The following is a 20,743-nucleotide window of genomic DNA, read 5'->3' as shown; positions in this document are numbered from 1 at the left end:
AATCATCAAAAATCAAGGGATATTTATACGCTTTTTTAGCGTTTTCAAACACGAAAAGGATATGATCAGATACTTAATTAGCTAAACATATCCTTTTATCTTCTTAAATTGACGACATTGGAGAAGAAAAATCTTCTCTCATTTTTTGTAAGTACCACCTGGTCCGGCATTTATAACAGCTTCAGGAAAGTTAGTGTATTGCTTAAAGTTATTACGAAACATTTTAACTAATCGTAAAGCAGTTGTATCATAGGCTTCTTTGTCAATCCAGGTTGATTTTGGATTTAATAATTCTTGAGGAACTCCAGGACAGAATTTTGGAATATTCAAGTTAAAATAAGGATCGGTTTCATAACTGACAAAATCTAATTCACCATCAATTGCCGCATTGATCATCGCTCTAGTAAATTTAATCGGAATTCGTTTTCCAATTCCATATGAACCACCAACCCAGCCAGTATTAATTAAAAAGACATTGGCTCCGGCTTTTTTGACACGACGTTGAAATTGTTGGGCATAAAGTAATGGATTTAACGGTAAAAATGGTTCGCCAAAGCATGTTGAAAAAGTAGCTTCTGGTTCTGTTACCCCATCTTCAGTTCCTGCTAATTTACTAGTATATCCAGAAACAAAGTGATAAGTGGCCGCGTTTCGATCTAATTTGGAAATTGGTGGCAATACACCAAAAGCATCTGCTGCTAGAAAAAAGATAGTTTTAGGAATTGGTCCGACTCCTCCAGGTTCAATATTGGCAATAAAGCTAAGTGGATAGCCTACACGAGTATTTTCAGTAATCGAATCATCGTTAAAATCAATAATTCTAGTATCTTCAAATAAAATTACATTTTCAGCTACAGCACCAAATCTAATAGCATCCCAGATTTCCGGTTCATTTTCTTTTGATAGGTTAATACATTTAGCATAACAGCCACCTTCAAAATTAAAAACTGAAGTATGTGACCAGCCATGTTCATCATCCCCAATTAATTTTCGATTAGGATCAGCTGAAAGAGTGGTTTTTCCAGTCCCTGATAAGCCAAAGAATAAGGCAATATCGCCGTCATTACCCATATTAGCGGAACAATGCATTGTAAAAACATTGCGTTGTGGTAAGACATAATTCATAACACAGAAGATACTTTTTTTAATCTCACCGGAATAACCTGTACCGGCAATTAAGATAATTTGTTTGGCATAATCTATTATTACAGCAGCATCGCTGTTTAAGCCGATTTTCTTATCAATCTTGCATCCAGGAGCCACTAAAATCAAATAGTCTTCCTGAAAGTGTTGTAGTTCCCTAGGGGTAGGTTTAATTAATAAATTTGAAATAAATAGATTTTGGCTGGCTTTTTCATTGATAATTCTAAAAGCATATGAGTATTTAGGATTAGCACCGGCATAACCATCAAAAATATATAAATCTTTATCTGATAAATAATTGAGGATTTGTTGATACACTTGATCGGATTTTTCTGGTGAAATTGGTTGATTTACTTTACCCCAGGCGATTTTGTCATGAATTGATGGGTGATCAACAGTATATTTATCATTTGGTGAGCGACCGGTTCTTTCGCCAGTTTCAATACACAAACAGCCCGCCCGGCTGAGTCGTCCTTCTTTTTTTAATAAAGCTTTTTCGACTAATGAGCCTGCTGGAATATTTCGGTAGATTGTTCCCGTAGTACTTAGTCCGTATTTTTCAATTCCATATGTTTCCATAATTTTTACAGGTTTAATATTAAAACCTCGCTGCTCCTTTCTGATTATTTTTATGTTTAACTGGTATGTTCAATTTGAACATACCAGTTAAATTATATTGAGTTTATGGCTCTTTTTTTAATTTTAACTTATTTTGATGGCAAAATATAGAAAAAGAGGGAAATTTATTATGTTGATGTAATTTTGTTTAGTTTTTTATCTCTTGTGATATAATAAGGCGACAATTCGAAAGAATTAAAATTGATGGAGGCTGATTGGATGAAAAAAACTTTATATTTAATGCGTCATGGACAAACATTGTTTAATGTTCGACGTAAGATTCAAGGATGGTGTGATGCCCCTTTAACGGAATTAGGAATTAGACAGGCTAAAATAGCTGGCGACTATTTTAAACAAAATCAAATTGTTTTTGATCATGTTTATTCTTCGACTTCAGAGCGTGCATGTGATACGTTAGAATTAATTACTGATATCCCTTATCAACGTTTAAAAGGTTTAAAAGAATGGAATTTTGGGACTTTTGAAGGAGAAAGTGAGGATTTGAATCCACCACTTCCTTATGGTGATTTTTTTGTTGCTTATGGTGGTGAAGGAGAATTAGAAATGCGACAACGGGTCGCTGATACTCTATTAGAAATAATGCGCCAAGAAAATCATCAAGTAGTTCTTGCCATGTCACATGGAGCAGCATGTCGGGGATTTATGCGCTATTGGGGTAAAAATAGTCAAGTTGATACTAAAAAAAGACTAGGAAATTGTTGTATTTTAAAGTTTGAATTTGAAAACGATGAATTTTCATTAGTGGAAATTATTAATCATAATTTCGATTAAACACTCTTTTTTGGGCTTTTTAGTGCTATAATAAGTGTGTAATCGTTTGTAGGAGGAAGATAAGATGAAAACAGTTAGGTTAGGGAGAACCAATATTGTAGTCAATCGTAATGGTTTTGGGGCTTTGCCAGTTCAACGGGTTGATAAAGATATGGCTAAGATTATCTTGCGAAAAGCTTATGACAACGGAATTAATTTTTTTGATACTGCTAGAGCATACAGCGATAGTGAAGAAAAAATTGGTTTAGCTTTAAGTGATGTTCGTGATAAAATCTATATTTCTACTAAAACTATGGCAACAACTGTTGAAGGTTTTTGGAAAGATTTGGAAACAAGTTTAAAAATGATGAAAACAGATTATATCGACATTTATCAATTCCATAATCCAGATTTTTGTCCTAAACCAGGTGATGGTTCGATGTTATATGAAGCAATGCTAGAAGCCAAAAAACAAGGTAAAATTCGCTATATCGGATTAACAAATCATCGTTTACATATTGCTAAAGAAGCAGTGGAATCTGGGTTGTATGATACTTTACAATTTCCATTTAGTTATTTAGCTTCAGATAAAGAAGAGGAACTAGTAAATTTATGTAAAGAAAAAGATATCGGATTTATTTGTATGAAGGCTCTTTCAGGTGGCTTAATTACTCGTTCAGATGCCGCTTATGCTTATTTAGCTACATTTGATAATACTCTTCCAATTTGGGGAGTACAAAAAGAATCAGAACTTGATGAATTTATTGAATATAATGAAAATCCACCAAAATTGACGGAAGAAATTAATAAAATTATTGAACATGACCGTCAAGAGTTAGCTGGTGAATTCTGTCGTGGCTGTGGTTATTGTATGCCTTGTCCAATGGGAATAGAAATTAACCAATGCGCTAGAATGTCATTAATGCTTAGAAGATCACCAAGTGCTGGCTGGTTGAATGAACATTGGCAAAATGAAATGAAGAAAATTGAAACTTGTATTAATTGTGGACAATGCAAGAGTAAATGTCCATATAATTTAAATACACCAGAGTTATTAAAGAAAAACTATGAGGATTACAAAACTTTTCTAAAGTAATCCTCTTTTTTTAACTTAAAATAGCATAAATAATATGTACAACTACTAAAATAACGAAAATAATTGAAAAAATTAAATGCAGTTTTTTCCATTTAGGTTTATTTTGTTTAATTAAATAGGCTAAAACAATAATTAATATTAAAACAACCCAAGCTATTTTACCACTGATCATTGCTGGGTTATTACCAGCTATAATTCCATGCACTAAGGCCATTACTACCAGTAAAAAAGCATATAATTGATGATGTTTACATAATTTTGTAATTATTCTATTGTTTGTAAAGTGATTTTTTAATAGTGGTAAAAGACATAATATAACTAAAAGCAAGCAAATTAATGCTAATAAATGATTAAAGATCATAAGCACCTTCAAAGTTAGATTGAACTAACTTTGTATTATACTGAAGAACCAAAATTAGTCAACTAAATATTTTACCATATTAATCGACTAATTACCGATTTGTTGCATATTTCCTTAAATATCTAAACCTGTTGCTACTTAACAACAGGTTTATTAGTATTAAAATATTCTTTAGTTATTTTAATAAAAGCTTCCATTTGAGGAGATATCCATTTATTTTTATGATAAAACATTTGAATATCCATAGTAATAGTGGGTAAATCAGTTTTGGCTTCGATAATAGTATGATTAATTAAACTGTTTTGCACTGAAAATAAGGGTAAATAAGAAATACCAACCCCAGCTTCTACGAGATGGACAATGGTTTCAGTATTGCTGATTTCTAAAATAGAATGTAGCTGCAAATCTTGTTTTGATAATAAACGTTCTAATTCATAACGATAACTTTCTCCTTTTTCGGTTAAAACAAACGGAATTTGATTAATTGTCTCCAATGGAATTTTATCATTGATTAAAAATTGATTATTTTTAGGGGCAATAAATATAATTGGGGTATTTGCTAATAAAGTTCGTGTTAGATTAGAAAATTGACTCTTAGGTTCCAGTGTTAAAAATAAATCGATCGTATTGTCATGGATACGGTTGATTAAATCATCTATTTTACTGGTATGAACAATAATTTCCACATTAGGATATTGTTTATGAAATTGAATCAGTAAATCAGGTAACAATGCTGTTGATATTGATTCAACACTACCGATTTTCAAAATACCAGTTAATTGATTAGGATTGTCATTATTGTTTTTAGTTGCTTCAATTGCATTTGTAGTTACTCGTAGTATTTCATTGGCATGAAAGATAAATTCTTGTCCTTTGCTAGTTAAGGTTACTCCTTTTCCAATTCTTTCAAATAACTGAATTCCTAATTCTTTTTCTAGTTGTTGAATTTGAATAGTTACGGCTGATTGACTATATCCCAGCTTTTTGGCTGCTTTGGATATATTTTTTAATTCCGCTACTTTTAAAAATGTCATTAAATTTCTAAATTCCATTTATATCTCCTATTAATTATTTTAATATATATATTAAAACTATGAATTTTTCTAATATCTAAGTGCATGTTACTATAATGATCGTGGGGAGTCAAGAAGAATTGCTTTAATAGTAAGGAGGTTTTTTTATGAGTATTAAGGAAAAATTTGAAGATTTAAAATTACCAGAATTTGTTATTAATGAGGTTATTAATGATAGTAAAATTGAACAGGTGATCGAAGAGTTTGTTTCGGATTTTATTGAATATAGTCATAATTTACCTGATCAACGAGTTGTAAATGAAGTTGATCAAGAACGGTTTGATTTAATAAAAAATACCAATATTCCTAAAAAAGGACGTTTGGTAAAAGATGTTGTTGATGAAATGATCAATGATGTTTATTATTATGGACATAATCCTAGTCATCCTAGATATTTTGGTTTTGTTCCTAGTAATGTTTCATTATTATCATAGCTAGGTGATATTTTAACAGCAGCCTTTAATCGTCATGCTGGCAGTTTAGCTAATTTTCCAGTTGGCTGTAATGTTGAAAATCAGGTGATTGAGTGGTTATGTCAACAGGCTGGATATGATAAAAAAGCTGGTGGTCTCTTTGTTTCTGGTGGATCAATGGCCAATATGAGTGCGTTAACGATTGCCCGTGATAAAATCCTTGATGAAGATTCTTGGCATTTAGGAGTTGCCTATGTCTCAGGACAAACTCATAGTTCCGTGGCTAAAGGTTTACGAATAATTGGAATATCTAATCAAAGAATTCGAAAAGTTCCAGTAAATAAAGATTATCAAATGGATGTTGTAGCTTTAAAAGAAATGATTAAAGCTGATAAACAAAAAGGATTATTACCTTTTGTAGTTGTAGCCAGTGCCGGAACGACCAATACCGGAAGTATTGATCCTTTTAAAGAAATAGCAAAAATCTGTCAAGAATATCAGATCTGGATGCATGTCGATGGGGCTTTTGGAGCTTCAGTGCTATTATCTAATACTTATAGACATTTATTATCAGGAATTGAATTAGCTGATAGTATCAGCTGGGATGGACATAAATGGTTATTTCAAACGTATGGATGTGGAATGGTCTTAGTTAAAGAAAAACGGGATATGGCTAATGCTTTCCATGTTCATCCGGAATATTTAAAAGATTTAGAAACTGGTGATGAAGAAGCACTAAATCCTTGGGATTTAGGTATTGAATTAACTAGACCAGCTCGTGGCTTGAAACTATGGGTCACATTACAAACTTTTGGCAGCGATGCAATTAGTGATGCCATTGATCATGGAATTCATTTAGCTAGATTAGCTCAAAGAGAATTAGAAAAAATAAGTGATGTTGAAATTGTTTCACCAGCTCAATTAGCAATGATTAATTTTAGATTTAATCCTAATGATTATAATGAAAAACAAAAAGATGATTTGAACCAGCTGATTTCAAAAAAGATCATTGATAGTGGTTATGCTGGAGTGTTTACAACAGAGTTAAATGGTAAGAAAGTATTAAGAATCTGTTGTATTAATCCTAAAACTAGTTATGAAGATATGTGCAATACTGTTAAATTATTAAATCATTATTATCATGAATGTACAGGCAACTAAGGTTGCCTTTTTCTTTTATAAATAATGCATTACTAGTAAAGATATGATATATTATAAAAAATTATGGTTAAAAAGGGGAGAAGATGATGAAATATCCGATGCTATCAAATTGGGTCATGATACAAAGATTAAATTATCATGAATATAAATTACTTGATTATTTATATGAAGATAGCTATGTCATTGATACTAGTTATGCTGAGTTTATAAAACAGTTGGATGGTAAGACCGATCCATATATAATTGATCAATCGTTATCTAAACACCAGGTTGATAAAATGATTGAAGAGTTGACATATGAATATTTAATTAGAACAAGTCGGGTTTTATTTAAATCATTAGGAATGCTTGAATATACAGTTTGGATTCCTAAATGGAGGAATAAAGGGGCTCGGTTTATGAAACTGTTAAATAGCTTATTATTAATTAGCTGGCTTCCAATATTTATTTTAGGATGTTTTTTATTCAATCATTACTTTGAATACTTATATATTGATATGTCATTATTTGGATATATTTTGGGGTTATTAATAGGAATAGTGATTCATGAACTGGCGCATGCTTGTGCTGGAATTGCATATGGAGCTAAAGTATTTGAATTTGGAATTGGTTTTAGTTCTTTCATTCCTATGGCCTATACTTTGATGGATAATGAAAATTGTTCAAAGTGGTCAAAAATTCAAATCATGGCAGCAGGTGTCGAAGCTAATTTTTTAATCACTGGGCTTAGTTTTATTTTAATGATAATATTACGCTATCAGGGTGTAATCTTTTTTTGGATTGCAATTAATAATATTTTTATGGGCTTTTTGAATTTATTGTTTATCAGAGGATTAGATGGCATGGCTATTTTTAGTCATTTATTAGGTTTAGAAGATATAGATTTTGTCAGGGATGCTAAAAGAATTATTTTTATCAAAAATGTAAGAAAACCAATTTTAAATAAAGGATTAATTGGTTATTGTCTGTATGCATTATCCTGGGTAGTTTTAATATTACAAACTGGTTTACCAATTTTATTTGTTTTAAATATTGTAGGGGTGCTTTTATGGTAAAAAGATTTTATTTGATTATGATCCCATTTATCTTAGCGATTATTACGATTATATTAGAATCAAAATTACTTTTATTATTGACAATATTTTCTATTTATTTAGTAGTTGCCAAGATTCCAAATTTTAAACATCATGAAAACATTGGAGTTGCGACGATTGGCACTATGTGTTCCATTATTTTAAATACTAAATTAGCCTATAGTTTAATTCCTGATGATTTATTGATGTCTTTAAATCTGCCAATGATTTTCTTGATAGTATTGTATTTTATTATCTTTTGGTTTGTTTTATTTTGTTTAGAGCAATTATTTTTCGGAATTATAGCGGCAATTATCTGGAAAGATCAATATCCAATTCGCTTTAAGTATCGATAAAATATTTTAAATATTGATGATTATTTGTTACAATAAGACAAGGAGAGCTGAAGATGGTAAAAAGATGTAAATGGGTTGAAAATAAATCAAAGTTATACCAGGATTATCATGATTTTGAATGGGGCGTTCCGGTGTATGATGATCAAAAATTATATGAGATGTTTTTGTTAGAAACATTTCAAGCCGGACTTTCCTGGATTACGATTTTAAAAAAGCGTGAAGCGTTTAAAGAAGCATTTGATAATTTTGATGTTAATAAAATTGCCAATTATGACCAAGATAAAGTTGCTGAATTATTGAGTAATGAAAAAATAATTCGTAGTAAACGTAAAATAACAGCAGCAATCAAAAACGCCCGGATATTTATTGAAATTCAAAATGAATTTGGTAGTTTTTCTAAATATCTTTGGGGCTTTACTAATTATCAAATTATTAAAAATACTGATGATCAAATTAGAACCACATCAAAATTATCGGATGATATTTCGAATGATTTAAAAAAACGGGAAATGAGTTTTGTCGGTTCGATAACGATTTATTCATATTTACAAGCTGTAGGGGTTGTAAATGACCATGAAATTGATTGTTTTTGTTATCAAAAATAAAAAATGGAGATGATTTAATGGGTCTAAAAACTCGTAATGACAAAAAATTGACTGTGATGGATTTTACCGGTATTTACCAGCTGGAAAAATTTTATTGTCATGAAAATATCGAATGGATTGACTGTCAGGATATTGAAGGTACTCACGGATATTGTAGCGATGAAGCTAAGGCAAAAATCAAAGAACGAATCAAAAATAGCGGTGTTAATGGTCTGCATTTTATTGATTCTGGTAATTTTCATTATGTTAGTGAATTTTGGCTGGAAAAACTAAATGAAGAGTTTGTTTTGGTGGTTTTTGATCACCATAGTGACATGCTTAAACCATTATTTGGTGATATTTTGAGTTGTGGGTCTTGGATCTTAAATGCTTTAGAGCATAATCATTATTTACAAAAAGTAGTTTTAATTGGAATTGCCAAGGAACAGGTGGCATTAATTGATCAAAAGTATCAAGATAAAATTATTTATTTTACGAATTTAGATTTAGGTGATTTAAAAAATTGGTATGATGTTTCTATTTTATTAGAACAATATCCAATCTATATATCAATTGATAAAGATGTATTATCAAGTAATCAGGTTGTAACTGACTGGCAACAAGGTGAAATGTATTTATTGGAATTAAAGTTATTTTTAGCTGATTTAATTAAGCAGGGACATGTTTTAGGAATTGATGTTTGTGGTGAATGCAGCAAAGAAGTCGCTAAGTTGAGTGATATAAAAAGTAATGATGAATTAAATTATCAAATATTGGAATTTTTAAAAGGTGAATTAATAAACAATGTGTAGTCAATATTATTTAGAATTGAAGATGTTATTAGAACTTGAAGAGCAGATTGATTATCCGTTTGAATTAGAATTAAATAAAACAATTACTTATTATCCCAGTAATCAAATTCCAATCATTGAATTAAAAAATCACCAGTTAACAGGGAATTTATTTAAATGGGGTTATCAGCTAAGTAATAATAAATTGGTAATCAATGCTAGACAAGAAACTTTAAGTCAAAAAACTTTATTCAAAGATGATTTAAAAAATCATCGCTGTATTATTCCAGCATCGGGCTTTTATGAATGGGATGAACATAAACAAAAATTTAGTTTTGAACATCCTAGGCGAAAACCACTTTTGATGGCAGGAATTTACCGTCAATTCCAGCAACAAAAAGAAGTAACTATTATTACCACTAAGGCTAATGATAGTATTAATAATATACACCAGCGAATGCCCTTGATTTTTAATTGGCAGCAGGCTAAAGATTGGTTAAATAATCAACAAATTGAATTATTATTAAAAAAACAACCAGAAGCACTTTTAATTACTTCAGGTAATTTACAAACTAGTTTATTTTAGGAGAGAACAATGGATAAAAAACATATTTTATTTGATTTAGATGGAACATTGACAGACCCAATGATGGGAATAACAAAATCAGTTCGTTATGCTTTAAATTATTATGGAATTGAGGTTGCCAATTTAAACGACTTATTGCCATTTATTGGACCACCACTTAGAGATTCTTTTCAAGAATTCTATGGTTTTGATCCTCAAAAAGCCGATGAAGCAGTAGAAAAGTATCGAGAATATTTTAGAACAGATGGTATTTTTGATAATAAAGTTTATCCAGGAATCGAAACTTGTTTAGAAACTTTACTTCAAAGTGGTAAAAAATTATATGTGGCTACTTCAAAACCCGAAGTGTTTGCCAGAAAGATAATTAATCACTTTGGATTAGCTAAATATTTTGAGTTTGTTGGTGGCAGTGAGTTTAATAGTCGTGAAAAGAAAGCTGATGTAATTGAATATGTTTTAATGACCAATCAAATTGATAAAAAAGATGTAATTATGGTTGGTGATCGTAAACATGATATTATTGGCAGTCATGAAAATGATATCCCTTGTGTTGGGGTTTTATATGGTTATGGCACTAAAGAAGAATTAGAAACGTATCAGGCTGATTATCTGGTTTCCTCAATAGAGGAATTGACCGATTTATTAAAGTAAAAATTAGTTATTAAAAGCAGCTATTTTAAAATTATAGCTGCTTTTTAAATGCGTTTAAAATCTAATTGAACTAGTTTCTTTTTATTAGGTAGAGGATATTCTAGCGTTTTAATTACCGCAAATTTTAGTTCTTGCATCATTTTAGTTAATGTAGTAGCATCAATTTGATGATGAATTGAATCTAGCTGGTCAAAAGTAGATGAATATGGGGAATTTGAAACCCAATTTTCCGCCATATTAATTTGTATGATACATGAAACATATGTAGGAGAAACTTGTTTTATTATTTGTTTAAAACATGGATAACCAATATATTCAATCAATAAATCAGCAATTAATAATTCACTTGATGGTAAGTGTTGATAATCTTCCAGCAAGTCTAAACACAAACATTCCAGGCAACCATCCAAATCCCCATAACGTTGTTTAACAGCAGTTAAATAGTCTTTATTGATATCGACCCCGTAAACTTTTTTAATCAGTTTAGTATCAACGTATTCTAATCCATTACCACCAGCAATTCCTAAAATCATGATAGTTTTAACTGGGTAAGTATTTAGTTGATATTGCATCATTTTATTAAGCGCCTGGAGCTGCATTACTGAATCTAATTGCATATGATTTTCATAGTCACTAAGTTCAATTTCTTCCCATGGATTTTTCATTTTGACATCTCCATTTTTATTTATTATAGCACTTTTAAATTATGTCAAGTATTTAATTTTATAACTTAGATAGAACTTGGAAAAATGGTTTATAACAATTAATTATGGTATAGTTTATATATTAATAATTTTAATTCCAAAGATGGTAATAATTAAGGGGGATATTATGGAACAAAATAAATTATCATGTATTGATTGTGTGGTAAAAAACTGTGATAAAATGGATAAAACTTATCCCAAGTTTTGTTTAACGACACATATGGATGAAGCGATTCTTCAAGAAGCAATGGAATGTTATCAAGAGGTAGAAAATCATAAAATAGCTGTAGCTGGTGCTGAAGTGGAATTTGAGCATTATTGTCAATATACTAGAATTGAAGAAATCATGGCATTTGCTGATAAAATTGGGGCTAAAAAATTAGGAATTGCCAGCTGTGTTGGCTTATTACAAGAAAGTCGTATATTAGCTTCTATTTTTAGAAGTCATGGTTTTGAAGTTTATGGGGTGGCTTGTAAAACGGGAACCCAAAAGAAAACATCGATTGGAATTCCAGAAAAATGTAATGGCGTTGGTCAAAATATGTGCAATCCAATTCTTCAGGCCAAATTACTAAATAAAGAAAAAACCGATTTAAATGTTGTTGTTGGTTTATGTGTTGGACATGATAGTTTATTTTATAAATATTCATCAGCTCCAGTAACCACTGCTATCGTTAAAGATCGAGTACTAGGTCATAATCCAGTGGCAGCGTTGTATACGGCTCATTCATACTATGGTAAATTGAAAAAATAAGTTGAAAGTCTAATTAAAGGAAAGCTCTTTTAATTAGACTTTTTTAGATTGTTCTGACTATTTTAATAAATAGTATTTTGTTTTTAAATGGCTTTAGATAATATTTGAATAGTACAGTTTAATTAATTTTTTTAATCATTGTTTAATAAAAATGGTTAATACTTAAATAATGATTAATTGTTAAATCATGGAACCTTTTTATAATTAGATTAGAGGTGGAAATGATGGAAATAAATAAAGTAATCAAAGAAAAAAGATTGACAAAAAAGATGACTCAGGAACAATTAGTATCAGCCTTAAATGTCACTGCTCCAGCGGTAAATCGATGGGAAAAAGCAGTATCCTACTTGTTATTCATTAATATACAATGTCGCTGTTTTACTTGATGGTTTAAAAATGATAATGAGTTGATAAGAAAATATCGAGATAAAATTAATAAATTTTACTATCGGGCAAAAGCTGATCCGCAATATTGTGATCAGGTTAATTCCATCATGAACAATCGATACATGGATGAAAATCAGTTTATTAAAGCTTATGAGTTAATTGAGGAATTACCTGGGAAAAATTATATTGAAAAAAAGGATTAACAATAAAATTAGGAGTCAAACAAAAAAATTATCATGAAGCTAGATTGATCAGTGAAGAAAAATTATTAGGACTAGTTAAAAAAAGTCGAAAATGAATTATTCGTTTTAATAGAAATTGCTGTTAAAGGCAAGAAATTTACAGAAGCAAAAAAATTGTCATAAATATCGGGAATTTTGTAAATTGTTTGATTTATTAGATTTCGATTATTATTTAGCTGATTTTAATTATTATTATATTAAACAAGATTTTAAGCAATGTTTAAAGCTATTAGATTTGATGTTAGAAGCGATGGATCATCCATGGTTGGTTAATCAGTCGATATAATATCGATTGGTCAAAAGTAAAGAGATGAGTGAAAATGAGATTAAACAGCTAAAAAAATGTTTATTAATTCTTTGATTAATGATCTTAAAGGTGATTTTCTGGTAAATAATCCTAAATTTAAGGATTTAATCGTAAAATATTTGTAAAAAAGAGTTAAGTTATTAGAGGTTTTATGATAGAATTTCCCTGTTATTTATACAGGAGGGTTAAAATGAGTAAAGTTCTAAAATTAGGAACATATAAAGGAATTGAAGCTAAAGTTCCTAAAATGTTAGTAGTAACAGAAGCTGAGATTGAACGTGAAGTTCAAAACTTTTTAAATCAAAATAGTCCACTAGTAGAAAAAGAAGGCGAAGTAGCTAATGGTGACATTACAACTATTGATTTTGAAGGGTTTAAAGATGGGGTAGCTTTTGAAGGTGGAAAAGCTAATAATCATCAATTAACTATTGGTTCAGGTCAATTTATTCCTGGTTTTGAAGATCAAATGATCGGGATGACTAAAGGAGAAACCCGTGATTTAAACTTAACATTCCCTGAAAATTATGGGGTTGCTGATTTAGCCGGGGCTGATGTGGTATTTAAAGTTACGGTTCATAAAATTGAACAAAGAAAACAAGCTGAATTAACTGATGAGTTTATTGCTTCATTAAATGCACCAGCGATTAAAACAGTAGCAGATTTAAAAAATATAATTAAAAGTTCAATTCAAAATCAATATGAACAACAATATATGGCCACTAAAGAAAATGCTGTTTTAGGTAAATTGATGGCTGAAAGTGAAGTTGAAGTGGAACAAGCTGATATTGATAAAGCAATGCAACAGCAATTACAACATATTTCGATGGAATTAATGCAACAAGGAATGCAATTAGAACAATATTTGCAAATGATGAACATGACAATGGATACCTTAAAGGAACAAATGTTGCCAAGTGCTAAACAACAAGCATCATTTGAAGCTATTATTGATGAAATTGTTAAAGTTGAAAACTTAGTTATTTCTGATGAAGAAGCTAAAGAACAAATCGCTAAAATTGCTGAAGCTAACAACACTTCAGTTGAAGATGTTATGAATCGTGTTAAATTAGAAGATTTAAAACGTGATTTAACTAGAATTCAAGCTAGTCATCTAATTATGGATGGAGCTAATGTTATTGAAGAATAATTAAAAATTAGAAAAAATAATTTTTATCCCACTAAAATAAATGTTTGGCATATTAATAGCCAGGTTTTTATATAAGTGGGATTTTTAGTTATTGATCATAATAAAATCAAGTTGCTCAATCTAATACAATTAAGTGACTTGATATTTTTGTTATAAACTCAGTGAAAATAATTTTTTAACGATTATCAATTTTCTCTGGATATAAATCATGGTTTGCTAAACGATTAAAAGCAATCTCCTGCCATTTGGTTCCTTTTTTACCATAGTTGCAATAAGGATCGATGGAAATACCACCACGTGGGGTAAACTTGCCCCAGACTTCAATATATTTAGGGTCCATTAAAGCAATTAAGTCTTTCATGATAATATTAATACAGTCTTCATGAAAATCTCCATGATTACGAAAACTAAATAAATATAATTTTAATGATTTACTTTCGACCATCTTTATATTAGGAACATAGCTAATATAAATGGTTGCAAAGTCTGGCTGACCAGTAATGGGACAAAGACTAGTAAATTCAGGACAATTAAATTTGACAAAATAATCATTTTCGGGATGTTTGTTGTCAAACGTTTCCAAAATGTCAGGGGTATAATCAAAATCATATTTAGTATTTTTATTTCCTAATAAAGTTAATTCTTTACTCATTGTCTTCTCCTTGTAATAATGGGTCAATAACTCCATTTTTTAAAAAAGCATTTTGGCGGTCAATACAGGTAGCACAAGTACCACATGGTTTTTCATTTCCTTCATAACATGACCAGGTCAATTGATAGGGAACTTTCAAGTCTAATCCAATCTTAACGACTTCAGCTTTGCTCATCTTGACAAATGGAGCTTTTATTTCAAGCTGATGGCCGCTGCCTTCATAAATAGCCTGATTCATTGCATTATTGAATGCTTCACTGCAATCAGGATAAGCATTTCCAGCTGCATCATCACTATGAGCACCATAATAAATTAAATTACAGTCTTTAGATAATGCGATGCTGGCAGCACTGGCTAAAAATAAACCATTTCTAAAAGGAACATAAGTGCTTACTGGTTTTCCATCAGTTTTTGTTAATTGCTTGGCATATGATTCATGAATAATTTCCTGATTAGAATGTGATAGTAACGAACAATCACTATAGCTAAAGATTTTAGCTAAATCTAAATATAGATGTTCAACTTGATAATAATCGGCAATTTTATTAGCAGCTTCGATTTCTTTAACATGCTTTTGACCATAACTGATAGATAAGGCAATTACATTTTCATGACCGAATTGATCGATTGCCAAAGCTAAAGCAGTTGTAGAATCGACACCACCGCTAAATAAGACTAATGTTTTCATAAATTTATCTCCTATTTTAAATATAATTGTAAGCTGGGATCACTTTTAAAACGACCGGTAAGGGTACTGGTAGTTGTAACGGTATTTACTTTTTTGATACCCCGGGCACTCATACAGCTATGTTTTCCATTGATAATAACGGCAATGTCATTGGCATCAGTTATCAAATGAATGATTTCAGCAATATCGGTTCCGATTCTTTCTTGCAGTTGCAAACGTCTGGCAGCCATATCGGCAATTCGGGCAATTTTACTTAATCCAATTACTTTACCGTTAGGAATGTAAGCAACGGTAACGGTCATATCGTACATTAATGCTAAATGATGTTCACAATAACTAAAAATATCAATATCTTTAACCACGACAATTTCCTGGTTTTTAAAGTCTAGATCATCTGTAAATGTTTTATCAAACATTTGGGCAATTTCTTGATTAGTATAATTAATCCCGGCAAAAACTTCATTATACATTTTAGCAACTCGTTTAGGCGTTTCTTTTAATCCTTCACGTTCTGGATTTTCTCCTAATGCTAATAAAAGTTGATAAATGCATTCTTCGACTTTTTTAGTATCAATCATTTTAGACACCTCGTTGATTGACATCCCAAATATATTTATGTAATTGTAGCTGTAAATTGATACCATTTAATTGATGATCGATCATAAAAGCAACAATTGTTTTTGGGTCAATTTGATTAAAGACGGGACTAAAATATATTTTGGCTTTGTCTAATAAATGATGTTTAAAAATAATTTCTTTAGCTTTAACTAAATCAAATTCATCACTAATGACAAATTTAACAACATCATTTGATGTTAGATATTGATAATTATCCAGTAGCATAAAAGCTTCCATTTGACTAGCTGGAAGTTTATAGTCTAAAGTAAAAATAGGCCGATGGAGACTAATAAATGGTTTGATAGCAACACTGCCATTTGTTTCAATTTCTACGCTGTAATCTAATGCAAGTAATTTTTGAATTAAAGTATCGATATTTTTTTGCAGCAGTGGTTCGCCACCAGTAAGTGTAATGTTTTTGATCCCTTGGTTATTTAGATAAGAAATTAATTCTTCTTCGCTAATTAATTGATAATTAGCATCATTACTATTGGCATACTTTGTATCACAATAGCTGCAATTTAAATTACAGCCATGAAAACGAATGAAAACAGCTAACTGGCCAGCGCGGCTGCCTTCACCATTAATACTAACAAATTTTTCAACTATCGGATATTTATTCATCTTGACCTCGATAGCTGGCACAATTGTTAGGAGTTTCATAAACATCAATTTGAGCCACTTGATATTTTTCATTTAGTAAATCATAAATGTATTTAGCTAGATTTTCTGCAGTCGGCCGAAATGGTAAGCTGATAATCCGGAAATTTTCTTCTGTTAAAGCCTCAAATAACTTATCTGATAAACTATTGGTTTCAATAATTAAAGAATGATCGAGATTATCAGTTATTTGTTTTAAGTCGTGTTTTAAATCACTAAAATCGATGATCATCCCACGATTTTGACAATCATCTAATAATTGCTCACTTTTAATAGAAACTACTACTTTCCAGCGGTGACCATGAATGTTGGCACATTTTCCTTGGTAGCCTGATAAAAAATGAGCACTATCAAAACTTTGTTCGGTTTTTAAATAATACATATTTCTCCTTTCCATACCATCAATAAAAAAAAGTAGGCATGATCAAGCCTACTTTTACGACAATATAAAAAGTATGCCCTAGTTTTATTTATAGACAGGATGGTACAAACGAACTGTCTAAGTTAATCTTATAGTAAAAAAATAAAATGTCAAGTTTTCTTAAAGGTATGTGAACAAAAAAATTATCAATAAATGTAAAGATAATGTTTTGTTTGCGTTAATTTTATGTTAAAGTAACTTTGTACGGTAAAAAGGGGGAAAATAAGATGAAACTTACTGATATATTTAGTTTGTTAGGCGGATTAGCGTTATTCCTTTATGGGATGACAATGATGTCTAACGGTCTAGAATTAGCAGCAGGCAATAAAATGAAATCTATCCTCGAAAGATTAACAGCGAACCGTTTTATTGGTGTTGCCGTTGGTGCTTTAATTACAGCTGTCATTCAATCTTCATCTGCAACCACTGTTATGGTAGTTGGGTTTGTAAATGCCGGATTGATGTCACTGGAACGAGCAGTTTGGATTATCATGGGAGCTAATATTGGTACGACGATTACTGGTCAATTAATTGCAATCGATATCACTGCTTTAGCGCCAATTATTGCTTTTGTCGGAGTTGTATTCATCGCTTTTTTCAAAAGTAAAAGATTAGATGCGATTGGAACTATCATTGCGGGACTAGGTATTTTATTCATGGGTATGGAAATGATGTCTACGGCAATGGAACCATTACGTGATTCACCAACATTTATTAATATTGTTTCCACGTTTAAAAATCCATTGGTTGGTATTCTAGTTGGGGCTGGTTTTACGGCAATTATTCAAAGTTCTTCAGCTTCAGTTGGAATTTTACAGGCTTTGGCAAAAAGTGGTGTCGTTACTTTGGATACCGGAATCTATGTTTTATTTGGTCAAAATATCGGTACTTGTATTACTGCGGTTTTGGCAAGTATCGGAACTTCTAGAAATGCCAAAAGAACCACGATCATTCACTTGTCATTTAATATTATTGGAACAATAATTTTTGTTATTATTAGTATGGTAACGCCATTTGCAAGTTTCATGCAATCACTTACACCTACTAATATTCCAGCCCAGATTGCTAATGTTCATACAATCTTCAATGTTGTTACAACAATTATCTTATTGCCATTTGGTAATCAATTAGTAAAACTTACATATTTAGTATTACCTGAAAAAGAAGGTATGGAAGACAAGATGACCGTAAAATATTTAGATTCATCAGTTTTTACTAATGATTATAACATTGGTCGTAGTGCAATCGTTAATCAACAATTATTCAATGAAACCCAAAATATGTTGGCTAATGTTCAAGAAAATGTCCAACGCTCGTTTGAGCTGATGGTCAATTATGATGAAGAAAAATATGAAAAAGTATTAAAATATGAAGAATATATTGATTATTTAAATAAAGAAATTATTCAATATACGACCACAGCGATTTCTTCGGAATTCCCAGTAGAAGAATCGCAATCAATTGGATTGTTCTTAAAAACATCAGGTGATCTAGAACGGATTGGTGATCATGCAATTAATATTGCTGCTAGAGCCAAATCATTACATGAAAATAATGAACATTTCTCACCTGAAGCGATGGAAGAAATTAGTATCATGAGTGATATGACTAGACATATTTTAGCTGAATTAAGTGTTTTAACGCGACAACAGCTTCATGATATCGTCGGTAAAGTTGATGTAATCGAAGATCAAATCGATGCAATTACTAAAGATTTTTCTTTAAAACAGTTAAAACGTTTACGTGATAAAAAATGTACCCCTGAAAATAGTGCATTGTTTACCGAAACCTTAATAGACTTTGAACGAATCGGCGATCATGGCTTAAATATTGCTGCCGCATTCGACGTGATTAAAGAAGAATTAACAATGATGGCTTAAACTAGTTGAAATTTCAACTAGTTTTTTTAAAAATTAATCATGAGTTCATCTATTGTCTTTATAATATAGTCTTGGAGGCGATTAGAATGAAAATTGATAAGACGTATGCAGTGTATTTTTCACCGACGGGAACTTCACAAAAATCAGCTGTTAGTATCGCTCGAGGAATAGAGGGGACTTTAGAGGAAATTGATATTACTAATTTGCCAATTGAATCTCGAGCTTTTAGTCGTCAGGATCTTGTTGTATTTGGAGTACCGGTTTATGGTGGTCGGATTCCTAAAGAAGCGATTTGGCGTTTAAAAAAGTTTGCTGGCGATCATACTCCATGTGTTATCACAGTAACTTATGGTAATCGTGATTTTGATGATTCTTTATTGGAATTGTTTAATCTAGTTAACAAACAAGGATTTATTCCTATTGCCGCTGCGGCATTAGTGGGGCAGCACACTTATGGAGAGATTCAGGTTGGACGACCTGATCATCAAGATGAATATCAAGATGGACTATTTGGCAGTTTAGTTCGTTTAAAAATGAATAAAGATGATTTAACATTTGTCTCAGTTCCAGGTCACTATCCATATCGACCTGGTGGTAACGCAGGTAAATTTAGACCGTTAACTAATGATAAATGCAATCATTGTGGTTTATGTGTAAAAAAATGTCCTGTACAAGCAATTGATAAAGATGATTGTTGTACGATAGCCGATAATTGTCTGTCATGTTTTCGTTGTATTCGGATTTGTCCTAATCAGGCCAAAAATATGGATGAACCTAATTATCAGGCATTTGCCGATGAATTTTCTAAAAAATTATCACAAAGAAAAGAAAATGAATATTTCGTATAAAAAAGTACGGAAGATTCCGTACTTTCCATTATTTAAGTATTTTTTCAATTTCAGCTGCGATTTCACTTGGTTTAACTAGTGGTTCAAAACGTGCAGCCACATTTCCATGACGATCAACTAGAAATTTTGTAAAGTTCCAATCTATGCGATTTGATAAAGATTGATCTTGGTGTTGTTTCAAATAAGTATACAGTGATGATTCATCAGGACCGTTAACTTCAATTTTGGCAAACTGTGGAAAGCTGACGCCATAAGTGTCGGCACAAAAAGAAATGATTTCTTCCATAGTTCCTGGTGCCTGTTTACCAAATTGATTGCAAGGAAAGTCAAGGACCCAGAAACCTTGGTCATGGTACTGTTCAAAAAGGTCTTCTAATTCATCATATTGTTCGGTAAACTCACATTCAGTTGCCGTATTGACAATCAATAAGACTTGATCTTTATAATCGTTTAGTGAAACAAGCTGATTATTATTATCTAATACATTTATATCATATAGATTCATAGTGCATCTCCTACTTTATATTACATATTGGTAATTATACAAAGTTTTAAAAATGAGTACAAATAATATGCTTTTTTATTTATAAAAGCAATCGATAAAAAAATGTCGTTTTTTTAAAATAAAGGGTGTCAAGCGAAATTGAAAATGTCCTAAAAAAAGTTAAACATTAGCACCGTTAGAACGATGCTTCTGTTTTGATAAGAAACCAAGAAAATTGCTATTTCTCCAAGGATGATCCATTGGAGGAATATAT

27 protein-coding genes are annotated in these 20,743 nt (G+C 30.9%); 17 read left to right on the top strand and 10 right to left on the bottom strand.

What is annotated here, in order from left to right:
• Positions 1-138: 138 nt before the first annotated feature.
• The gene (pckA, locus tag Q0K54_RS13650) at positions 139-1,722 is read right to left on the bottom strand and encodes a phosphoenolpyruvate carboxykinase (ATP) (RefSeq protein WP_294582063.1); all 1,584 of its coding nucleotides are present in this window, start codon (positions 1,720-1,722) and stop codon (positions 139-141) included.
• A 258-nt stretch (positions 1,723-1,980) separates the two neighbouring features.
• Here pckA and Q0K54_RS13645 point away from each other — a divergent pair, with 258 nt between their 5' ends.
• Both Q0K54_RS13645 and Q0K54_RS13640 read left to right on the top strand, forming a co-directional pair.
• Positions 1,981-2,553 carry a histidine phosphatase family protein gene (locus Q0K54_RS13645; RefSeq protein WP_294582060.1) on the top strand — a complete coding sequence of 191 codons (573 nt, stop codon included), beginning with the start codon at positions 1,981-1,983 and terminating at the stop codon, positions 2,551-2,553.
• A 64-nt stretch (positions 2,554-2,617) separates the two neighbouring features.
• The gene (locus Q0K54_RS13640; RefSeq protein WP_294582058.1) at positions 2,618-3,628 is read left to right on the top strand and encodes an aldo/keto reductase; all 1,011 of its coding nucleotides are present in this window, start codon (positions 2,618-2,620) and stop codon (positions 3,626-3,628) included.
• Between the two features lie 10 nt (positions 3,629-3,638).
• On the opposite strand, the gene Q0K54_RS13635 is transcribed toward Q0K54_RS13640, so the two are convergent.
• Positions 3,639-3,989 (bottom strand): hypothetical protein, encoded by a 351-nt coding sequence (locus Q0K54_RS13635; protein WP_294582055.1) that lies wholly within the window; start codon positions 3,987-3,989, stop codon positions 3,639-3,641.
• 134 nt (positions 3,990-4,123) lie between these two features.
• Positions 4,124-5,041, bottom strand: coding sequence for a LysR family transcriptional regulator (locus tag Q0K54_RS13630; protein ID WP_294582053.1), 918 nt, complete (start codon positions 5,039-5,041; stop codon positions 4,124-4,126).
• A 128-nt stretch (positions 5,042-5,169) separates the two neighbouring features.
• On the opposite strand from Q0K54_RS13630, the gene Q0K54_RS13625 reads away from it, so the two are divergent.
• The 8 genes from Q0K54_RS13625 (at position 5,170) to Q0K54_RS13590 (ending at position 10,677) form a co-directional block, all read left to right on the top strand.
• Positions 5,170-5,496: a hypothetical protein gene (locus Q0K54_RS13625; RefSeq protein ID WP_294582051.1), complete on the top strand. Its 327-nt coding sequence runs from the start codon at positions 5,170-5,172 to the stop codon at positions 5,494-5,496.
• A gap of 9 nt (positions 5,497-5,505) precedes the next feature.
• Positions 5,506-6,636: an aminotransferase class V-fold PLP-dependent enzyme gene (locus tag Q0K54_RS13620; RefSeq protein WP_294582065.1), complete on the top strand. Its 1,131-nt coding sequence runs from the start codon at positions 5,506-5,508 to the stop codon at positions 6,634-6,636.
• Between the two features lie 86 nt (positions 6,637-6,722).
• Positions 6,723-7,691: a M50 family metallopeptidase gene (locus Q0K54_RS13615; RefSeq protein ID WP_294582050.1), complete on the top strand. Its 969-nt coding sequence runs from the start codon at positions 6,723-6,725 to the stop codon at positions 7,689-7,691.
• Positions 7,685-8,065, top strand: a complete 381-nt coding sequence (locus Q0K54_RS13610) for a hypothetical protein (protein WP_294582049.1) — start codon at positions 7,685-7,687, stop codon at positions 8,063-8,065. Before Q0K54_RS13615 ends, Q0K54_RS13610 begins: the two co-directional genes overlap by 7 nt.
• 53 nt (positions 8,066-8,118) lie before the next feature.
• The gene (locus tag Q0K54_RS13605) at positions 8,119-8,670 is read left to right on the top strand and encodes a DNA-3-methyladenine glycosylase I (RefSeq protein WP_294582048.1); all 552 of its coding nucleotides are present in this window, start codon (positions 8,119-8,121) and stop codon (positions 8,668-8,670) included.
• Positions 8,671-8,687: 17 nt separating this feature from the next.
• Positions 8,688-9,461 carry an arginase family protein gene (locus tag Q0K54_RS13600; protein ID WP_294582045.1) on the top strand — a complete coding sequence of 258 codons (774 nt, stop codon included), beginning with the start codon at positions 8,688-8,690 and terminating at the stop codon, positions 9,459-9,461.
• Positions 9,454-10,026, top strand: a complete 573-nt coding sequence (locus Q0K54_RS13595) for an SOS response-associated peptidase (RefSeq protein WP_294582043.1) — start codon at positions 9,454-9,456, stop codon at positions 10,024-10,026. Before Q0K54_RS13600 ends, Q0K54_RS13595 begins: the two co-directional genes overlap by 8 nt.
• A 9-nt stretch (positions 10,027-10,035) precedes the next feature.
• Positions 10,036-10,677 carry an HAD family hydrolase gene (locus tag Q0K54_RS13590; RefSeq protein WP_294582041.1) on the top strand — a complete coding sequence of 214 codons (642 nt, stop codon included), beginning with the start codon at positions 10,036-10,038 and terminating at the stop codon, positions 10,675-10,677.
• Between the two features lie 44 nt (positions 10,678-10,721).
• On the opposite strand, the gene Q0K54_RS13585 is transcribed toward Q0K54_RS13590, so the two are convergent.
• Positions 10,722-11,342, bottom strand: coding sequence for a hypothetical protein (locus tag Q0K54_RS13585; RefSeq protein WP_294582038.1), 621 nt, complete (start codon positions 11,340-11,342; stop codon positions 10,722-10,724).
• Between the two features lie 166 nt (positions 11,343-11,508).
• Between Q0K54_RS13585 and Q0K54_RS13580 the strand changes: the two genes are divergently transcribed.
• The 5 genes from Q0K54_RS13580 (at position 11,509) to tig (ending at position 14,218) form a co-directional block, all read left to right on the top strand.
• Entirely contained in the window at positions 11,509-12,135 is a 627-nt protein-coding gene (locus Q0K54_RS13580; RefSeq protein WP_294582036.1) for a DUF1847 domain-containing protein, read from the top strand.
• Between the two features lie 224 nt (positions 12,136-12,359).
• The gene (locus Q0K54_RS13575) at positions 12,360-12,521 is read left to right on the top strand and encodes a helix-turn-helix domain-containing protein (protein ID WP_294582034.1); all 162 of its coding nucleotides are present in this window, start codon (positions 12,360-12,362) and stop codon (positions 12,519-12,521) included.
• A 21-nt stretch (positions 12,522-12,542) separates the two neighbouring features.
• Positions 12,543-12,725, top strand: coding sequence for a hypothetical protein (locus Q0K54_RS13570; protein WP_294582031.1), 183 nt, complete (start codon positions 12,543-12,545; stop codon positions 12,723-12,725).
• 181 nt (positions 12,726-12,906) lie between these two features.
• On the top strand, positions 12,907-13,050 hold the full coding sequence (locus Q0K54_RS13565; RefSeq protein WP_294582030.1) for a hypothetical protein: 144 nt from the start codon (positions 12,907-12,909) through the stop codon (positions 13,048-13,050).
• A gap of 211 nt (positions 13,051-13,261) precedes the next feature.
• Positions 13,262-14,218 (top strand): trigger factor, encoded by a 957-nt coding sequence (gene tig / locus Q0K54_RS13560; RefSeq protein ID WP_294582029.1) that lies wholly within the window; start codon positions 13,262-13,264, stop codon positions 14,216-14,218.
• 175 nt (positions 14,219-14,393) lie between these two features.
• Here the strand turns inward: tig and queF are convergent, their stop codons facing one another.
• The 5 genes from queF to queD are packed head-to-tail and all read right to left on the bottom strand — an operon-like array spanning position 14,394 to position 17,218.
• Positions 14,394-14,870 carry a preQ(1) synthase gene (gene queF, locus Q0K54_RS13555; protein WP_294582028.1) on the bottom strand — a complete coding sequence of 159 codons (477 nt, stop codon included), beginning with the start codon at positions 14,868-14,870 and terminating at the stop codon, positions 14,394-14,396.
• Positions 14,863-15,558 carry a 7-cyano-7-deazaguanine synthase QueC gene (gene queC, locus Q0K54_RS13550; RefSeq protein ID WP_294582027.1) on the bottom strand — a complete coding sequence of 232 codons (696 nt, stop codon included), beginning with the start codon at positions 15,556-15,558 and terminating at the stop codon, positions 14,863-14,865. Before queC ends, queF begins: the two co-directional genes overlap by 8 nt.
• 11 nt (positions 15,559-15,569) lie before the next feature.
• Positions 15,570-16,136, bottom strand: coding sequence for a GTP cyclohydrolase I FolE (gene folE, locus Q0K54_RS13545; protein ID WP_294582025.1), 567 nt, complete (start codon positions 16,134-16,136; stop codon positions 15,570-15,572).
• Position 16,137: 1 nt separating this feature from the next.
• Entirely contained in the window at positions 16,138-16,800 is a 663-nt protein-coding gene (gene queE, locus Q0K54_RS13540; protein WP_294582023.1) for a putative 7-carboxy-7-deazaguanine synthase QueE, read from the bottom strand.
• A complete protein-coding gene (gene queD, locus Q0K54_RS13535) occupies positions 16,793-17,218 on the bottom strand; it encodes a 6-carboxytetrahydropterin synthase QueD (protein ID WP_294582022.1) in 426 nt (141 codons plus the stop codon). The genes queE and queD overlap by 8 nt, the downstream gene beginning before the upstream one ends.
• Positions 17,219-17,484: 266 nt before the next feature.
• Here queD and Q0K54_RS13530 point away from each other — a divergent pair, with 266 nt between their 5' ends.
• The gene (locus Q0K54_RS13530) at positions 17,485-19,137 is read left to right on the top strand and encodes a Na/Pi cotransporter family protein (RefSeq protein WP_294582021.1); all 1,653 of its coding nucleotides are present in this window, start codon (positions 17,485-17,487) and stop codon (positions 19,135-19,137) included.
• A gap of 86 nt (positions 19,138-19,223) precedes the next feature.
• Positions 19,224-19,985 (top strand): 4Fe-4S binding protein, encoded by a 762-nt coding sequence (locus tag Q0K54_RS13525; protein WP_294582020.1) that lies wholly within the window; start codon positions 19,224-19,226, stop codon positions 19,983-19,985.
• A 28-nt stretch (positions 19,986-20,013) separates the two neighbouring features.
• On the opposite strand, the gene Q0K54_RS13520 is transcribed toward Q0K54_RS13525, so the two are convergent.
• On the bottom strand, positions 20,014-20,490 hold the full coding sequence (locus tag Q0K54_RS13520) for a glutathione peroxidase (protein WP_294582019.1): 477 nt from the start codon (positions 20,488-20,490) through the stop codon (positions 20,014-20,016).
• Positions 20,491-20,743 lie beyond the last annotated feature (253 nt).

This window comes from uncultured Thomasclavelia sp., assembly GCF_944324745.1.
Lineage (GTDB): Bacteria > Bacillota_I > Bacilli_A > Erysipelotrichales > Coprobacillaceae > Thomasclavelia.
The sequence above is the reverse complement of the archived record's forward strand: the minus strand, read 5'-3'. Positions and strand labels throughout refer to the sequence as shown.